This window comes from Xanthomonas sp. LMC-A-07, assembly GCF_030208825.1.
In the GTDB taxonomy this organism is placed as follows: domain Bacteria; phylum Pseudomonadota; class Gammaproteobacteria; order Xanthomonadales; family Xanthomonadaceae; genus Xanthomonas; species Xanthomonas campestris.
This window is the reverse complement of record NZ_JARVTF010000017.1, coordinates 15,383-30,226: the sequence shown is the minus strand read 5'-3', so window position 1 is coordinate 30,226 and position 14,844 is coordinate 15,383. Positions and strand designations below refer to the sequence as shown.

The 14,844-nt window shown below is 66.8% G+C and carries 14 protein-coding genes; 3 read left to right on the top strand and 11 right to left on the bottom strand.

The window, feature by feature from the left end; genetic code table 11:
• Positions 1-50 precede the first annotated feature (50 nt).
• The 11 genes from QRM89_RS17705 to mraZ form a co-directional block, all read right to left on the bottom strand.
• Positions 51-1,007, bottom strand: a complete 957-nt coding sequence (locus tag QRM89_RS17705) for a D-alanine--D-alanine ligase (RefSeq protein WP_050911696.1) — start codon at positions 1,005-1,007, stop codon at positions 51-53.
• The gene (murC, locus tag QRM89_RS17700; protein ID WP_011035963.1) at positions 1,004-2,437 is read right to left on the bottom strand and encodes a UDP-N-acetylmuramate--L-alanine ligase; all 1,434 of its coding nucleotides are present in this window, start codon (positions 2,435-2,437) and stop codon (positions 1,004-1,006) included. Before murC ends, QRM89_RS17705 begins: the two co-directional genes overlap by 4 nt.
• A complete protein-coding gene (gene murG, locus QRM89_RS17695; RefSeq protein ID WP_285448675.1) occupies positions 2,434-3,651 on the bottom strand; it encodes an undecaprenyldiphospho-muramoylpentapeptide beta-N-acetylglucosaminyltransferase in 1,218 nt (405 codons plus the stop codon). The genes murC and murG overlap by 4 nt, the downstream gene beginning before the upstream one ends.
• A 62-nt stretch (positions 3,652-3,713) precedes the next feature.
• On the bottom strand, positions 3,714-5,078 hold the full coding sequence (ftsW, locus tag QRM89_RS17690) for a putative lipid II flippase FtsW (protein WP_285448613.1): 1,365 nt from the start codon (positions 5,076-5,078) through the stop codon (positions 3,714-3,716).
• Positions 5,078-6,163 carry a phospho-N-acetylmuramoyl-pentapeptide-transferase gene (gene mraY / locus QRM89_RS17685; RefSeq protein WP_011035960.1) on the bottom strand — a complete coding sequence of 362 codons (1,086 nt, stop codon included), beginning with the start codon at positions 6,161-6,163 and terminating at the stop codon, positions 5,078-5,080. The genes ftsW and mraY overlap by 1 nt, the downstream gene beginning before the upstream one ends.
• Positions 6,153-7,637: a UDP-N-acetylmuramoyl-tripeptide--D-alanyl-D-alanine ligase gene (gene murF / locus QRM89_RS17680; protein ID WP_285448612.1), complete on the bottom strand. Its 1,485-nt coding sequence runs from the start codon at positions 7,635-7,637 to the stop codon at positions 6,153-6,155. The genes mraY and murF overlap by 11 nt, the downstream gene beginning before the upstream one ends.
• On the bottom strand, positions 7,634-9,109 hold the full coding sequence (locus QRM89_RS17675; RefSeq protein ID WP_285448611.1) for a UDP-N-acetylmuramoyl-L-alanyl-D-glutamate--2,6-diaminopimelate ligase: 1,476 nt from the start codon (positions 9,107-9,109) through the stop codon (positions 7,634-7,636). The genes murF and QRM89_RS17675 overlap by 4 nt, the downstream gene beginning before the upstream one ends.
• 8 nt (positions 9,110-9,117) lie before the next feature.
• The gene (locus QRM89_RS17670) at positions 9,118-10,980 is read right to left on the bottom strand and encodes a penicillin-binding protein 2 (RefSeq protein WP_285448610.1); all 1,863 of its coding nucleotides are present in this window, start codon (positions 10,978-10,980) and stop codon (positions 9,118-9,120) included.
• 283 nt (positions 10,981-11,263) lie between these two features.
• The gene (gene ftsL / locus QRM89_RS17665; RefSeq protein ID WP_011035956.1) at positions 11,264-11,527 is read right to left on the bottom strand and encodes a cell division protein FtsL; all 264 of its coding nucleotides are present in this window, start codon (positions 11,525-11,527) and stop codon (positions 11,264-11,266) included.
• A complete protein-coding gene (gene rsmH, locus QRM89_RS17660) occupies positions 11,524-12,567 on the bottom strand; it encodes a 16S rRNA (cytosine(1402)-N(4))-methyltransferase RsmH (protein WP_161960764.1) in 1,044 nt (347 codons plus the stop codon). The genes ftsL and rsmH overlap by 4 nt, the downstream gene beginning before the upstream one ends.
• 14 nt (positions 12,568-12,581) lie before the next feature.
• Entirely contained in the window at positions 12,582-13,037 is a 456-nt protein-coding gene (gene mraZ, locus QRM89_RS17655; RefSeq protein WP_005910933.1) for a division/cell wall cluster transcriptional repressor MraZ, read from the bottom strand.
• 315 nt (positions 13,038-13,352) lie between these two features.
• On the opposite strand from mraZ, the gene QRM89_RS17650 reads away from it, so the two are divergent.
• From QRM89_RS17650 to QRM89_RS17640, 3 genes are read left to right on the top strand one after another with little or no spacing between them, the layout of a single operon-like run.
• The gene (locus tag QRM89_RS17650; protein ID WP_285448609.1) at positions 13,353-14,135 is read left to right on the top strand and encodes an NRDE family protein; all 783 of its coding nucleotides are present in this window, start codon (positions 13,353-13,355) and stop codon (positions 14,133-14,135) included.
• Positions 14,136-14,185: 50 nt separating this feature from the next.
• Positions 14,186-14,437 (top strand): type II toxin-antitoxin system CcdA family antitoxin, encoded by a 252-nt coding sequence (locus QRM89_RS17645; protein WP_029217148.1) that lies wholly within the window; start codon positions 14,186-14,188, stop codon positions 14,435-14,437.
• Positions 14,434-14,751, top strand: coding sequence for a CcdB family protein (locus QRM89_RS17640; protein ID WP_011035952.1), 318 nt, complete (start codon positions 14,434-14,436; stop codon positions 14,749-14,751). The genes QRM89_RS17645 and QRM89_RS17640 overlap by 4 nt, the downstream gene beginning before the upstream one ends.
• Positions 14,752-14,844 lie beyond the last annotated feature (93 nt).

The window sequence follows — 14,844 nt, the reverse complement described above, 5'->3', positions numbered from 1 at the left end:
CGCGGCGTCGCTGTTCACCAATCCCGAATGCCGAATCCCCAATCCCAGCTTCACAGCGTCTGCTCCAACACGCGCCAGACCAGCGCTTCGAAGTCGATACCGAGTTGGCGGGCGGCCTTGGGCACCAGCGAGTGGCTGGTCATGCCCGGGGCGGTGTTCACTTCCAGCAGGTACAGCTGGCCGGTGCTGCCATCGCGCATCACGTCCACGCGACCCCAGCCGCTGCAGCCGGCGGCGCGGAAGGCGTCCAGGGCGAGCTGGCCGATCTGTGCTTCTGCGTCGCCATCCAGGCCCGGGCACAGGTACTGCGTGTCTTCGGCGATGTACTTGGCGTTGTAGTCGTACCACTGGCCCTTGGGCACGATGCGGATCGACGGCAGCGCCACATCGCCGAGCACGGCGACGGTGAGCTCGTCGCCTTCGATCAGTTGTTCCATCAGCAGCGCGCCGTCGTAGCGTGCGGCAAGCGTCACGGCCTCTTCGAGCTGCGCCTGGTCGAACACGCGGCTGACGCCGACGCTGGAGCCTTCGTTGGCCGGCTTCACGATCACCGGCAAACCGATCTGTTCGGCAGCGGCGTGAATCTGCTGCGCGCTGGCGCCGGCGGCAAGCCGTGCGTAGCGCGGCGTGGACAGGCCCAGCGAGAGCCAGACCTGCTTGGTGCGGATCTTGTCCATGCTCAGCGCCGAGCCGAGCACGTTCGAGCCGGTGTACGGCACGCCGAAGGCTTCCATCAACCCCTGCACGATGCCGTCTTCGCCGCCGCCGTTGTGGCCGTGCAGCACGTTGAAGACGCGGTCGAAGCGCTGTGCGACCAATGCCTGCGCCAATGCCGGAATGCCGTCGACCGGCTGCGCATCAACGCCGCGCGCGCGCAGGGCGTCGAGCACATTGCTGCCGGAGTTGAGCGAGACCTCACGCTCGGACGAGGTGCCGCCGAGCAGCACTGCAACCCGGCCGAAGGCGGCCGGGTCGCTGATGCGCGCGGGAGCGATCTGCGTACTCATGCCGGCGCTCCGACAAAGCCATCGGTGACGATCTGCTGGGCGACATAACCGATGTCGCCGGCGCCCATCATCAGCAGCAGGTCACCGTCCTGCAGAACGTCGGGCAACACTTCGGACAGACCGGCGACCTGGCCGACCACCACCGGCTCGCTACGGCCGCGTGCACGGATGGCACGCGCCAGGGCGCGTGAATCAGCGCCAGGAATAGGCGCTTCGCCGGCCGGGTAGACCTCGCTCAATACCAGGGCGTCGACGGTACTGAGCACTGCGGCGAACGCGTCGAACTGATCGCGGGTACGGCTGTAACGGTGCGGCTGGAAGGCCACCACCAGGCGCTTGTCCGGCCAGCCGCCACGGGCCGCGGCGAAGACTGCTTCGAGCTCGCGCGGGTGGTGGCCGTAGTCGTCGACCACGCGCACGCGCGCGCCGCTGGCGGTGGTGACTTCGCCCAGATCGTTGAAGCGACGGCCGATACCGGCAAAGTTTTCCAGCGCGCGCGCGATGGTGTCCGGCGCCACGCCTAGTTGCCAGCCGATGGCCGCAGCAGCCAGTGCGTTGAGCACGTTGTGACGGCCCGGCAGCGCCAGCGTCACCGGCGTGGTGGTGCCTTCGGGCAGGCGCAGTGTGAAGCGCATGCGCGGGCCGTCCTGCACCACGTCTTCGGCGCGCACGTCGGCGTTTTCGCTCATGCCGTAGCTCATCACATGGCGCGGCGTCTTGCCGGCCAACGCCGCCACTTCCGGGTCGTCGATGCACAGCAACGCCAGGCCGTAGAACGGCAGGCGCTGCAGGAATTCGGCAAACGCCGCCTGCACGCGGGCAAAGTCGTTGCCGTAGTTTTCCAGGTGATCTGCATCGATGTTGGTGATCACCGCCATCAGCGGATTCAGGCGCAGGAAGCTGCCATCACTTTCATCGGCTTCGGCCACCAACCATTGACCACCGCCCAGCTTGGCGTTGGCGCCGGCGGCCAGCAGCTGGCCACCGATCACGAAGGTGGGATCCAGACCACCTTCGCTCAGCACGGCCGCGGCTAGGCTGGTGGTGGTGGTCTTGCCGTGCGTGCCGGCCACCGCGATCCCGCGGCGGAAGCGCATCAACTCGGCCAGCATCGCCGCCCGCGGCATGATCGGAATGCGCTGGCTGCGCGCTTCCATCAGTTCGGGGTTGTCTTCGCGGATCGCGCTGGACACCACCACGCAATCGGTTCCCAGCACGTTGGCCGCCGAATGGCCGCGCATCACGCGCGCACCCAGCTTGGCCAGGCGCCGCGTGGCCGCATTATCGGCATTGTCGGAGCCGGAGACTTCATAGCCCAGGGTCAGCATCACCTCGGCAATACCGCTCATGCCGGTGCCGCCGATACCCACGAAATGCACACGCGGGAACGCGCGCACCAGATCGCCACTGTCCTGCAGACGGCGGATCACTGGGCACCTCCTGCGGAGGTGCGAATCGGGAATCGAGAATCGGGAATCGGATGAAGCGAAGCGCTGGCTGCGTCGAGCGCCTGATCGGTGCGCTTGTTTTGGTGAATCACGGTGTGTTCCTGAAGTTGTTCTGCGCTCTGGCCATTCCCCATTCCCGATTTACCATTCCCGGCCTCTTGCAGAATGATGTCGGCGATGCGCTCAGCGGCGTCGGGTTTGGCGAGGGTGCGGGCGGCCTGCGCCATGGCGAGGCGACGGGCGGGGTCGGCGAGCAGGGTCTGCAGCACTTGCTGCAGGCGCACTGCCAGGGTGTCGTCCTGCTTGAGCAGCACGGCGGCCTCTGCACTGACCAGGTATTCGGCGTTGCGGGTCTGGTGGTCATCCACGGCGGCGGCGAACGGCACCAACACGCTGCCGACACCGGCCGCGCACACTTCGGCCAGCGTGCTGGCACCGGCGCGGCACACCACCAAATCGGCCCAGGCGTAGGCCGCGGCCATGTCGGCGATGAAGGGTTCCACGCTCGCATTCACCGCTGCCTGCGCATAGGCGGCTTCGGCTTCGGCGCGCAGCTTTTCGCCGCACTGGTGACGCACGTCAACAGCCGGGTGGCCGAGCGCAGCCAGTGCGGCTGGCACAGCGTTATTGAGCGCACGTGCGCCCTGGCTGCCGCCGAGCACCAGTACCCGCACCGGGCCGCCACGGCCGACCAGGCGCGTGGCCGGTGCGGGCAGTGCGGCGATTTCCTCGCGCACCGGGTTGCCCACGGCTTCTTCGCCAGCGAAGCTACCCGGAAACCCGGTGAGCACGCGGCGCGCAAAACGCGACAGCACCTTGTTGGTCATGCCCGGCGCGCGGTTCTGCTCGTGCACCAACAGCGGCACGCCCAGCAGACGCGCTGCCAGGCCGCCCGGGCCGGCGGCAAATCCACCGAAGCTGATCACCGCGCGCGGCTGGCGCTTGCGCAGCACGAAGCCGGCCGCGCGCACCGCACGCATCACCCGCACCGGCGCACCGAGCAGTTTCACGATGCCCTTGCCACGCAGGCCACTGATGGCCAGCGTGTCGATCTGGATTGCGTGCTGTGGCACCAGGCGCGTTTCCATGGCGCCGTCGGCGCCCAGCCAGGTCACCGGCACGCCGCGTGCGCGCAGCACCTTGGCCACGGCCAGGCCCGGAAAAATATGCCCGCCGGTGCCGCCGGCCAGGATCATCACCGGTCGCACTGATGCCGCGGCATGTGCAGGCTGCTGCGTCGGATTCGCATGCTCAACGCTCACGCGATCCTCCCGAACGTGGGTTCGACGCGTGGCTGCATGCGGCTGGTCCCGCGCAGCACGGCAGATGCCGGCACGACGGAGGCGGGCATGGCCGGTGCAGGTGCGGCAGCCGCGGTTTCGCGCTGCGGCTTGCGCACCGGTGCAGGCGCCGGCGCTGGCTCGGCAGACGGCTCGACCGGTGCCATCGGAGCAGGCGCGGCACCGTGCGGCGACAACTTGCTGCGCAGGCGCTCGGCACGGTCCATTTCATAAGACACGCGCAGCAGCAGGCCCATCGCCACGCAGGTCATCAGCACCGACGAACCGCCCGAGGAGATCAGCGGCAAGGTCAGGCCCTTGGTCGGCAGAATGCCCAGATTCACGCCAACCGAGACGAAGCTCTGCAGGCTGATCCACAGACCGATACCGAAGGCGATGTAGCCAGAGAAGTGGCGCTTCATTTCCACACAGCGCATGCCCAGCCAGAACGCGCGGCCGACCAGCAGCGCGTACAACGCCACCACGCTGCACACGCCGACAAAGCCAAGTTCTTCGGCGATCACCGAAAAGATGAAGTCGGTATGCGCTTCGGGCAGGTAGTTGAGCTTCTGCACCGAGGCGCCCAGGCCCACGCCGGTCCACTGGCCGCGGCCCACCGCCATCAAGGCGTTGGACAACTGGTAGCCGGAGCCAAGCTGGTCGGCCCATGGATCCAGGAAGGAGGTGATGCGGCGCAGGCGGTACGGCTCCAGGATCGCGATGAACGCAAACACCGGCAGGCCGAACACGATCGGCATCGACATCCGCGGCAGGTTCACCCCGCCCAATACCAGCATGCCGGCGGTGATCGCCAGCAGCAGTGTGGAGGAGCCGAAGTCCGGCTGCATCAGCAACAGGCCAACCAACGCGATCGCCACGCCCAGCGGCTTGAGCATCGCCGGCCAGGTCGCGTTGACCTCGTCGCGGAAACGCACCAGGTAGCTGGACAGCCACACGATGTAGAGCACCTTGACCGCTTCGACGGTCTGGAATTTCGACACGCCCAGGTTGATCCAGCGCTTGGCGCCGTTGACGCTGCTGCCCAGCCCCGGCACGAACACCACCATCAGCAGGCCGAAGCACGCCAGCAGCAACACCTGGTTGTACTGCTCGATGGTCTTGAGCTCGGTGCGCATGGCCCAGAACGCCAGGCCCACGCCGATGCCCAGGAACAGCAGATGGCGGGTCAGGTAATAGAACGGGTTCTCCGACAACTCGATCGAGCTGGAGGCCACCATCACCACGCCCAGCGATGCCAGCGTGGCAGCCGCGCCGAGCAGCCACGGGTCATAGCGGCCGCCAATGGCGTCCAGTCGCGTGGCCTGGCGGGACATGTCGTTCATCAGCGCACCTTCAACGTGGCAAGGCCGATCAGCACCAGCACTACCGAGATGATCCAGAAGCGCACGATCACGCGCGGCTCCGGCCAGCCCTTGAGTTCGAAGTGGTGATGGATGGGCGCCATGCGGAATACGCGCTTGCCGGTCAGCTTGAAGCTGGCGACCTGGATCATCACCGACAGCGTTTCGATGACGAACACGCCGCCCATGATCACCAGCACCAGTTCCTGACGCACGATCACCGCCACGGTGCCGAGCACCGCGCCCAGCGACAGCGCGCCGATGTCGCCCATGAACACCATCGCCGGATAGGTGTTGAACCACAGAAAGCCCAAGCCTGCCCCGGCAATCGCCGAGCAGATGATGATCAGCTCACCGGCGCCGGGAATCAGCGGGATCTTGAGGTATTCGGCGAATACCACGTTGCCCGAGGCATAGGCGAAGACGCCCAGCGCGCAGGCGACCAGCACGGTCGGCATGATCGCCAGGCCGTCCAGGCCGTCGGTCAGGTTGACCGCGTTGGAGAAGCCAACGATCCAGAAATAGGCGATCACCACGAAGCTCACGCCGGCCAGCGGCAAGGCGATGGCCTTGAACATCGGGATATAGAAGGTGATCGCGGCCGGCACGTCGGCCGTGTAGTACAGGAACAGGCCCGCGGCCAGGCCGAAGATCGACTGCAGCAGATATTTCCAGCGCGACTTCAAGCCGTTCGGGTCGCGCCGCACGATCTTGATCCAGTCGTCGTACCAGCCGATCGCACCGAAGCAGATCATCACCGCCAGCACCAGCCACACATAGCGGTTGCGCAGGTCGCCCCACAGCAACACCGACAAGGTGACCGTGAGCAGGATCAGCGAGCCACCCATGGTCGGCGTGCCGGCCTTGGAAAAATGCGTCTGCGGGCCGTCCTGGCGAATCGGCTGGCCGCCCTTGAACTGCGCCAGCTTGCGGATCACCGCCGGGCCCATCCACAACGACAGGAATAGCGCGGTCAGCGCTGCCAGGATGCCGCGGAAGGTCAGATAGTTGAACAGCCCGAACAGGCTCTCCAGTTGCTGTAGCCAACGGGCCAGCTCAAGCAGCATGGGAGGCATCCTCCGACGGTGCGAGCAACGCGGCGACGATGCGGTCCATGGCGCTGCCGCGCGAGCCCTTCACCAGCAGCGTGGGCGGCGTGACGGAGGCAGCGGCCTGCGCCACTGCACCGGTGTGTTCGTGCATCAAAGAAGAGTCCTGCGTTTGAGTCTGCGAAGCAGCGGCTGCCAGGTCCGCCTGCAAAGCCGCGGCCAGCGCGGCATGGGTGGCGAACACGCGGCCGCCGTCGCCGAACGCCTGCGCGGCGGCGGCGCTGAGCGCGCCCAGTGCATACAGGCGCGTCAGCTTGGCGTTGCGCGCGCGGCGACCGGCCGCAGCATGCAATGCCTGCGCTTCGGGGCCGAGTTCGCGCATGTCACCCAGCACCAGCCAGCCCTCGCCCGGCGCGGCGGCCAGTGCGTCGATGGCCGCGTCCAGCGAACCGGGATTGGCGTTGTAGCTGTCGTCGATCAGCACCGCACCGGTCGTCAACGTGTGTGCAATCTGGCGCCCGGCCACCTGCGTGGCCTGGGCCAGACCGGCGGCAATGATCGGCAGCGCAATGCCTGCGCCCAGCGCCAGGCCGGTGGCGGCCAGCGCATTGAGCACGTTGTGGCGGCCCGGCAGCGGCAGCACCACCGGCGCTTCGCCCTGCGGGGTCACCAGCACGAACTGCGCGCCGGCGGCATGCAGGCGCAGCTGACGCGCAGTGATTTCAGCACTTGCGTGCAAGCCGTAGCGCAGCACGCGGCGGCCCTGCAGCGGCTGCGCCAGCAGTTGTTGTTCGAACCAGGCGCCGAAGGCGTCGTCGGCATTGATCACGGCCACACCATCGGCCGGCAGCGCGGTGTAGATGGCGCCCTTGGTCTGCGCCACCCCGAGCAGGCTGCCCATACGCTCCAGATGTGCCGGCGCGATGTTGTTGACCAGGGCCACGTCAGGGCGCGCGATGTCGGTGAGATAGGCGATGTCGCCGGGCTTGCCTGCACCCATTTCGTAGACCGCCAGATCGGCATCGTCCGGCGCGGCGATCACCGCCAGCGGCAGGCCGATCTCGTTGTTGCGATTGCCCGGGTTGGCGTAGGCGGTGATGCCGTCGACACGGCCGGCTTCGGCCAGAATCGTCAGCAGCAATGCCTTGACGCTGGTCTTGCCGTTGGAGCCTGTCAGCGCAATCACGCGCGTGGCGCGGTCGCGCTGCATGCCGGCGGCGATGCGCGCCAGGGCGAGTTCGGTATTGGCGACCACTACCTGCGGCACGTGCAGTGCCGGCAGCAGGCGTTCCACCAACAGGCCGCTGGCGCCGCGCGCCACCGCATCGGCGGCAAAGTCGTGGCCGTCGAAACGCTCACCGCGTAGCGCCACGTACAGGCTGCCGCTGGCCAGCGCACGGGTGTCGTTGCCAACGGCGTCGATCATGGCGTCGTCGCCATGCAGCTCGCCGCCAGCAAAGTGGGCAATCAACGACAGCGGTGTGAGCTTCATACGCGCACCCCCAGCCCTGTGCGCGGCAGCAACGCCTGCGCAGCCACTGCTGCATCGTCGAAGGCATGCCGCACGCCGGCCACTTCCTGATACGGCTCATGGCCCTTGCCGGCGATCAGCACGATGTCGTCCGCGCCTGCCATGCTGATGGCCTGGTGGATAGCGGCAGCACGGTCGCGCTGCACGATCGCCGCATCGGGACGCGCAAACCCGCGCAGGATGTCGGCAACGATCACATCGCCATCTTCGCCGCGCGGATTATCGTCGGTGACGATCGCCACATCGGCGGTGACCTCGGCAATGGCGGCCATCTGCGGGCGCTTGCCGGTGTCGCGTTCGCCGCCGCAACCGAACACGCAGATCAACCGATTCTGCGCATGCGAGCGCAGACTGGTGAGCGCCTGTTCCAGTGCGTCGGGCGTGTGTGCGTAGTCCACCACCACCAGCGGCGCACCATGCGCGCCACCCAGGCGATTCATGCGGCCGTGGATCGGCTGCAAGCGGCCCAGCACCTCGGCGATCTGCGCCGGTGCGATGTCGAGCGCGTGCAGCGCGCCGGCCACGGCCAGCAGGTTATCCACATTGAAACGGCCCAGCAGCGGCGAGCGCACCGGGTGCGCCGCTTCGCCGATGTGCAACGCAAACTGGATGCCGTGGTGATCGAGCTGCAAATCCTGCGCCTGCACCGTGGCACCGGCCTGCGCACGCGAGCTCACGCCGATGGCGCGCAGTGCCGGATCCAGCGCCGCAAACAACGTGCGGCCGAAGGCGTCGTCCAGGTTCACGACCGCTGCGCGCAACCCGGCGCGTGCGAACAACTTGGCCTTGGCCGCACCGTACTGCGCCATGTCGCCATGATAATCGAGATGGTCGCGGGTGAGATTGGTAAACACCGCCACGTCGAACTGCACCGCATCCACGCGGCCCTGATCGAGTGCATGCGAACTGACTTCCATCGCCACCGCCTGCGCGCCGGCATCGCGCAGTTGCGCGAGCTCGGCGTGGGTCTGCAATACCAGCGGCGTGGTGAAGCCGGTCGGCACCGCAGCGCCGTACAGGCCCACGCCCAGCGTGCCAATGGTGCCGGTGGGGGTGCCGAGCAGCGTCAGCGCCTGCGCCAGCAGCTGCACCGTGGAGGTTTTGCCGTTGGTGCCGGTGACACCAATCATGCGCATCGTCTGCGACGGCGCACCGTGGAAGTGGTCGGCCAGCACGCCCAGGCGCGCGCGCAACCCCGGCACGGCGATCGCGTCGGCAGGCACTGGCAGGTCGGCCGGCGCCGGCGGTTCGAACAGGATGGCGGATGCACCGCTGGCCAGCGCCTGTGCGGCAAATCCCAGCCCATGCGCACCGAAGCCGGCGATGGCCACGAAGGCATCGCCCGGGCGCACGGCACGGCTGTCCATCACCAGGCCTGACACCTGCACATCGCGTGCAAGTGCCACGTCCGGCAGTAGCTGCGACAGTGCCATGGCGCGGCTCACTGGCGGCTCTCCTGCAACGGCGCCGGCTGCGCGGGCATGGCGCCCGGTGCCAGTGCGGTCGGGATGCCGGCGGACACTTCGTCCACCGGGTCCGGCACCAACGCCGGGTCCAGATCGGCCGGCTGCGGCTTGACCACCGGCTGGCCGGTCTTGCCAGCCGCCTGCGCGGCCAGCCACGACTGGATGTCGTCCGGCGGCACGTCCATCAGCCGCAGCGCGCCTTCCATCACCCGGTGGAACACTGGCGCAGAGACCAAGCCGCCGTAATACACCTTGCCCTGCGGGTCGTTGATCACGATGACCGTGGCAAAGCGCGGCCGGGTGGCCGGCACCAAGCCGGCGAACAACGCGTTGTAGTGCCCGCGCTCGTAACCGCCAGCGCCGTTCTTGCGCGCGGTACCGGTCTTGCCGGCCACGTGATACCCCAGGATCGCCGCACCCTTCGCGCCGCCCTGGGTGACCACGGTTTCCATCATGTCGATGACCTGGCGCGCCACTTCCGGCGTCACCACCTGGCGTGTTTCGTTGTGCTGGCCGCGCACGAAAGTGGGCGGGGTCAGCTTGCCGCCATTGCCCAACGTTGCGTACGCCTGCGCAATCTGCAGCGGCGTCACCGACAGGCCGTAGCCATAGGACATGGTGGTCTTGGACGGGCCACTCCACTTCTGCGGCTGCAGCACCATGCCGGACGATTCGCCCGGAAATCCGCTGTGTGGCGCGCTGCCGTAACCGAAGTTGCGGATCGACTGGTAGAACGTCTGGTCCGGCACCTTGGCCGCGATCTTCGCCGCGCCGATGTTGGAACTGCGGGTGATCACGCCGGTGACGTTGAGCACGCCGTTGTTGCGCGGCACGTCGCGGATGGTGAAGCGCCCCACGGCCATGTAGCCGGGGTTGGTATCGATGATGGTGTCCTTGGTCACCACGCCGGCAGTCAGCGCGGTGGCCACGGTCAGCGGCTTCATCGTCGAGCCCGGCTCCACCAGGTCGGTGACCGCGCGGTTGCGGCGCGCCGACGGGTTGATGCCGGTGACCGAATTCGGGTTGTAGGTGGGCAGGTTGACCATGGCCAGCACTTCGCCGGTGGCCACGTCCATCACCACCATCGAGCCGCCAGCGGCCTTGTTTTCGACCAGCGCGTTGCGCAGCTCCTTGTAGGCCAGGAACTGGATGCGGCGGTCGATGCTCAGCGTCAGGTCTTTGCCCGGCTGCGCCGGACGCACCAGGTCCACGCTCTCGACAATGGCGCCGCGGGCATCGCGCACCACCTTCTTGGAGCCCGGCTTGCCACGCAGCCATTCGTCGAAGGCCAGCTCCAGGCCTTCCTGACCGCGGTCGTCGATATTGGTGAAGCCCAGCACGTGGGCCATCGCCTCGCCTTGCGGATAGAAGCGACGGAACTCGCGCTGCGAGAACACGCCCGGGATCTTCAGATCCACGATCGCATGCGCCTTGTCCGGGTTGATCCGGCGCTTGAGGTACATGAATTCCTTGCCGGCCTTCTGCGCCAGCTTGGCGTTCAACTCGTCCAGCGGCTGCCCGAGCGCGGTGGCCAGCTCCGGGATGCGGTCCGGGTTACGCAGCAATTCCTGCGGATTGACCCAGATCGATTCCACCGGCGTGGACACCGCCAGCGGCTCGCCGTTGCGGTCGGTGATCATGCCGCGCGACGTGGCGATCGGCAGCTCACGCAGATAGCGCGCTTCGCCCTGGCGCTGGTAGAAATCGCGATTGACCAGCTGCACGTAGGCCGCGCGGCCGATCAGCGTCACCGAGCACAGACCCAACGCCACGCCGACCAGGGTCAGGCGACCGCGCAGATTGAAATTGCTGCGGGGGCGGTTGCGGCCGGCTTTCATGGCGCACATCCCTGTGCGCCACCCTGCGGGCGGCTTCGCCGTGCAAAACGGCTGTCGTGCCGTTTTGTCATGGACGCACCGCACTGTGCGCCACCCTGCAGGCGGCTTCGCCGTGCAAAACGGCTGTCGTGCCGTTTTGTCATGGACGGACCGCACTGTGCGCCACCCTGCGGGCGGCTTCGCCGTGCAAAACGGCTGTCGTGCCGTTTTGTCATGGGCGCACCGCACTGTGCGCCACCCTGCGGGCGGCTTGCCAGTGCGAAACGGCTGTCGTGCCAGCTTGTCATGGGCGGATCACCACAATGTCGCTGGTCTCCGGGAACTTCATCCCTATACGCTCACGCGAGACCTGATCCACGCGGTTGCTTTCCGCCCACGTGGCCTGCTCCAGCTGCAGCCGGCCGAATTCGATATTCAATTCATCGCGGCTGTGTTCGAGCTTGGACAACTGCACGAACAACTTGCGATGCATGTGGCGCATGTACACCACACCGATCGCCGAGGCGATGCTGCAGGCGAGCAGCACGATGAGCAGCAGGCGGCTCATGGGGCGTCCCCTTGAGACGCCGGGATTGGTGATTGGAGATTCGAGATTCGCTCAGAGCGCTTCTCCAATCCCGAATCCCGAATCCCGAATCCCAGCTTCTCAGCCACCCGCAGCACCGCGCTGCGGGCACGCGGGTTGACGGCCAGTTCGCTGTCGTCGGCCTTGATCGCGCCGCTGACCAGTTGCAGGGTCGGCACGAACGGCTGCGCTTCGGGCAGGCGGCGGTTGCTTGGCGGGGCTTTGGCGTAGCGGGCCATGAACTGCTTGACGATGCGGTCTTCCAGCGAATGGAAGCTGATCACCGCCAGGCGGCCACCCGGCTTGAGCGCGCCCAGGGCAGCGTCCAGCCCGGCTTCCAGGTCGGCCAGTTCGCGATTGATATGGATGCGGATCGCCTGAAAGCTGCGCGTGGCCGGATGAGTCTTGCTGTCGCCGCGCGGCATCACCGAGGCAATCAGGTCGGCCAGCTGTGCGGTGCGCAGCAACGGCTGTTCGCCACGACGCGCCACGATCGCCCGCGCGATGCGCCGGCTCTGGCGTTCTTCGCCGTAGGTCCACAGCACATCGGCAATCTCGCGGTCGGTTGCCTGCGCCAGCCAGTCGGCGGCGCTCTGCCCGCTATCGGGGTCCATGCGCATGTCCAGCGGGCCGTCCTTGCCGAAACTGAAACCGCGCCCGGCCACGTCCAGCTGCGGCGAGGACACGCCCAGGTCCAGCAGGATGCCGTCGACGGTTGCCGCGGCGACCACCTGGCCGAGCCCGGCGAAACTGCCACGATGGATGGACACGCGCGCATCGCCACCGAACGTCTGTTCGGCCACGGCAATCGCTTCGGGGTCCTTGTCCATCACCAGCAGTCGACCTCCCGGGCCAAGGTGTTCCAGCACGCCGCGTGCGTGCCCGCCACGCCCGAACGTGCCATCGAGATAGGTTCCGTTTTCGGTCACCTGCAGGCCTTCGAGAACCTGGGTGTACAGCACCGGCACATGGGCCGCCGGCGGCTGCGACACCGGGTGACCGGGCTGCGCTTCACCGCGCATCCGGGCACCCCGGCTCACAACCTGAGATCGAGCAATTCATCGCCCAGATCCCCGTCAGACAATGTCTGCTGGATCAGTGCGCGATGTGCCTGCTCGCTCCAGAGTTCGAACTTGTCGCCCATGCCCAACAGCACGGCCTTCTTTTCAATGCCGACCGCATTGCGGTGACTGGCGGGGATGCTCAAACGGCCATTGGCGTCGAGCTCCAGCACCGCCGAAGAACCCACCAGCTTCTGCTGCAGCGTGCGGACCACGCGCTGGGTATTGGGCTTGGACATCACATCGTCACGCACCCGCTCCCACTCCTTTTCCGCATACAGCCACAGGCATCCGGCTTCGAACGGGTTGTAGGTGAGCACCAGGCGATTGCCGCTCACGCGCGCAACGAGGTCGCGATATGCGGTTGGCACCGCCATACGCCCCTTGTCGTCCACCGTGATGGCCGTCTCGCCCTGAAACACCGAATGCAACCTCGAAAATCCGCCTGGGGGATCATTGAACCACGAAAAACCACAAAAAGCCTGGTTTTCCCTCCGTTGCCCACCTTAGCAGTGCGTCAAAGGTTGTCAACAGTTTTCAAAGGCGCAAATCGCCAGTCACATCAATGAGTTGCAGCACTCTTTAGAGACTTGTTCAAAGCTTATCCACAAGTTGCTGTTTCGTCTCAGATTTTGAGATTAAACAAAAATTCAGAGGCGTGAAGGCTATGTAAACCCGACCGCTGTCTCACTTCACACTGCGCCAGCTGCAGACCTCAACTGCGCAAACGGGCGACAATAGAAGGCATGTGCCTGGTCGCTCTTGCCTGGAAAACCCACCCGCGCTGGCGCCTGCTGCTGGCCGGCAACCGCGATGAGTTCCACGAGCGCCCCACCGCGCCACTGGCGCAATGGGCGGCGCCGGCCGAGCGCGTGCTGGCCGGCCGCGACCTGCGCTCCGGCGGCAGTTGGGTGGGCCTGGGGCTGGACGGCCGCGCCGCCGTCGTGACCAACGTGCGCGACCCGCTGGCCACCGCCTCCGGCCGTTCGCGTGGCCACCTGATTGCCGATTACCTCTCCGGCAGCGCGCTCTCCGGCAGCGCGGACGCGGCCACCTACGCGCGCGAACTGGCGGCTGCCGGGCAGGAGTTCCCGCCCTTCAATCTGCTGCTGTGCGACGCCGAGCGCTGCGAGCACCTCAGCAACCATCCAGCGCTGGCACGCGCCCTCGCCCCGGGAATCCACGGCATGTCCAACGGCCCGCTGGATACGCACTGGCCCAAGACCACCGCGCTGACGCAAGCACTGGCCGCCTGGTGCGACAGCGGCAGCGACGACCTGCAGCCGTTGTGGACGGCCCTGGCCAACCCCGCTACTGCCGCAGATGCCGACCTCCCGCACACCGGCGTGGACCGCGCCACCGAACGCCTGCTCTCGGCGGCCTTCATCACCGGCGCCAGCTACGGCACCCGCGCCAGCACCATCGTGGCGGTGGACCACCACGGCCACGGCTTTATCCACGAACGCCGCTTCGGCCCGGATGGTGTCTTCCAGGGCGAGACACGGTTGGACGTCGCCGGCATGCATTGACAATGCGCATTCATGCGCATAGCGTGCGCATGAATGACAGGATGCCAATCATGAGCCGTTACTACGACACTTCCGCGCAAAAAAAGCCGCTGAACCTGACCATCAACTCGGACTTGGCCGCGCAGGCACGGGCGATGACCGGCAACCTGTCGGCAAAGGTCGAAGAACTGCTGGCCGACTACGTGACAAAAGAGCGCGACAGCCACAGCGCCAGAGCGATGGAGCTGCAACGCGCCGCAAGCGAATGGAAGACCTTCACCGACGCGCACGGCTCCTTCGCCGACGAGTTCTCCACGCTATGACCGACCAGTTCGATGTCTACGCGAACGTCGGCCAGAACAAGAACATCCCGTACGTGGTGGTCGTCCAGTCAAAGATCTTCGACGCCTCACCTCGCCGCGTCGTCGTGCCCCTGGTCCGAAAGTCCACCCACTCCCCGACCCCATCCCGCTTCACCCCGGAACTCACGGTGTCCGGCCACAGCGTCATCCTGCAACCCCTGGAAATGACCTCGGTGCCGCTGGCGGCGCTCAGCAAACCTGCCGGCTCCCTGAAAGACCAAGGCCAAACCATCATCGACGCCCTGGACGAACTGTTCACCCGCTCATTCGGCTAAGCGCCAAACACGGCCGCAGGGGAAACACCAACGCGTCGTCGGCCGCGAGGGCAAAGCCCAAGCCCCAAAACGATCAAATAGACCGCGAAGGCG

What these genes read in the sequence shown, in the direction of transcription:
- QRM89_RS17670 (WP_285448610.1), bottom strand. Translation starts at nt 10,980, where the DNA reads ATGAAAGCCGGCCGCAACCGCCCCCGCAGCAATTTCAATCTGCGCGGT.
- QRM89_RS17705 (WP_050911696.1), bottom strand. Translation starts at nt 1,007, where the DNA reads ATGAGTACGCAGATCGCTCCCGCGCGCATCAGCGACCCGGCCGCCTTC.
- mraY (WP_011035960.1), bottom strand. Translation starts at nt 6,163, where the DNA reads ATGCTGCTTGAGCTGGCCCGTTGGCTACAGCAACTGGAGAGCCTGTTC.
- QRM89_RS17650 (WP_285448609.1), top strand. Translation starts at nt 13,353, where the DNA reads ATGTGCCTGGTCGCTCTTGCCTGGAAAACCCACCCGCGCTGGCGCCTG.
- QRM89_RS17645 (WP_029217148.1), top strand. Translation starts at nt 14,186, where the DNA reads ATGAGCCGTTACTACGACACTTCCGCGCAAAAAAAGCCGCTGAACCTG.
- ftsL (WP_011035956.1), bottom strand. Translation starts at nt 11,527, where the DNA reads ATGAGCCGCCTGCTGCTCATCGTGCTGCTCGCCTGCAGCATCGCCTCG.
- QRM89_RS17640 (WP_011035952.1), top strand. Translation starts at nt 14,434, where the DNA reads ATGACCGACCAGTTCGATGTCTACGCGAACGTCGGCCAGAACAAGAAC.
- murG (WP_285448675.1), bottom strand. Translation starts at nt 3,651, where the DNA reads ATGATCCTGGCCGGCGGCACCGGCGGGCATATTTTTCCGGGCCTGGCC.
- ftsW (WP_285448613.1), bottom strand. Translation starts at nt 5,078, where the DNA reads ATGAACGACATGTCCCGCCAGGCCACGCGACTGGACGCCATTGGCGGC.
- rsmH (WP_161960764.1), bottom strand. Translation starts at nt 12,567, where the DNA reads ATGCGCGGTGAAGCGCAGCCCGGTCACCCGGTGTCGCAGCCGCCGGCG.
- murF (WP_285448612.1), bottom strand. Translation starts at nt 7,637, where the DNA reads ATGAAGCTCACACCGCTGTCGTTGATTGCCCACTTTGCTGGCGGCGAG.
- QRM89_RS17675 (WP_285448611.1), bottom strand. Translation starts at nt 9,109, where the DNA reads ATGGCACTGTCGCAGCTACTGCCGGACGTGGCACTTGCACGCGATGTG.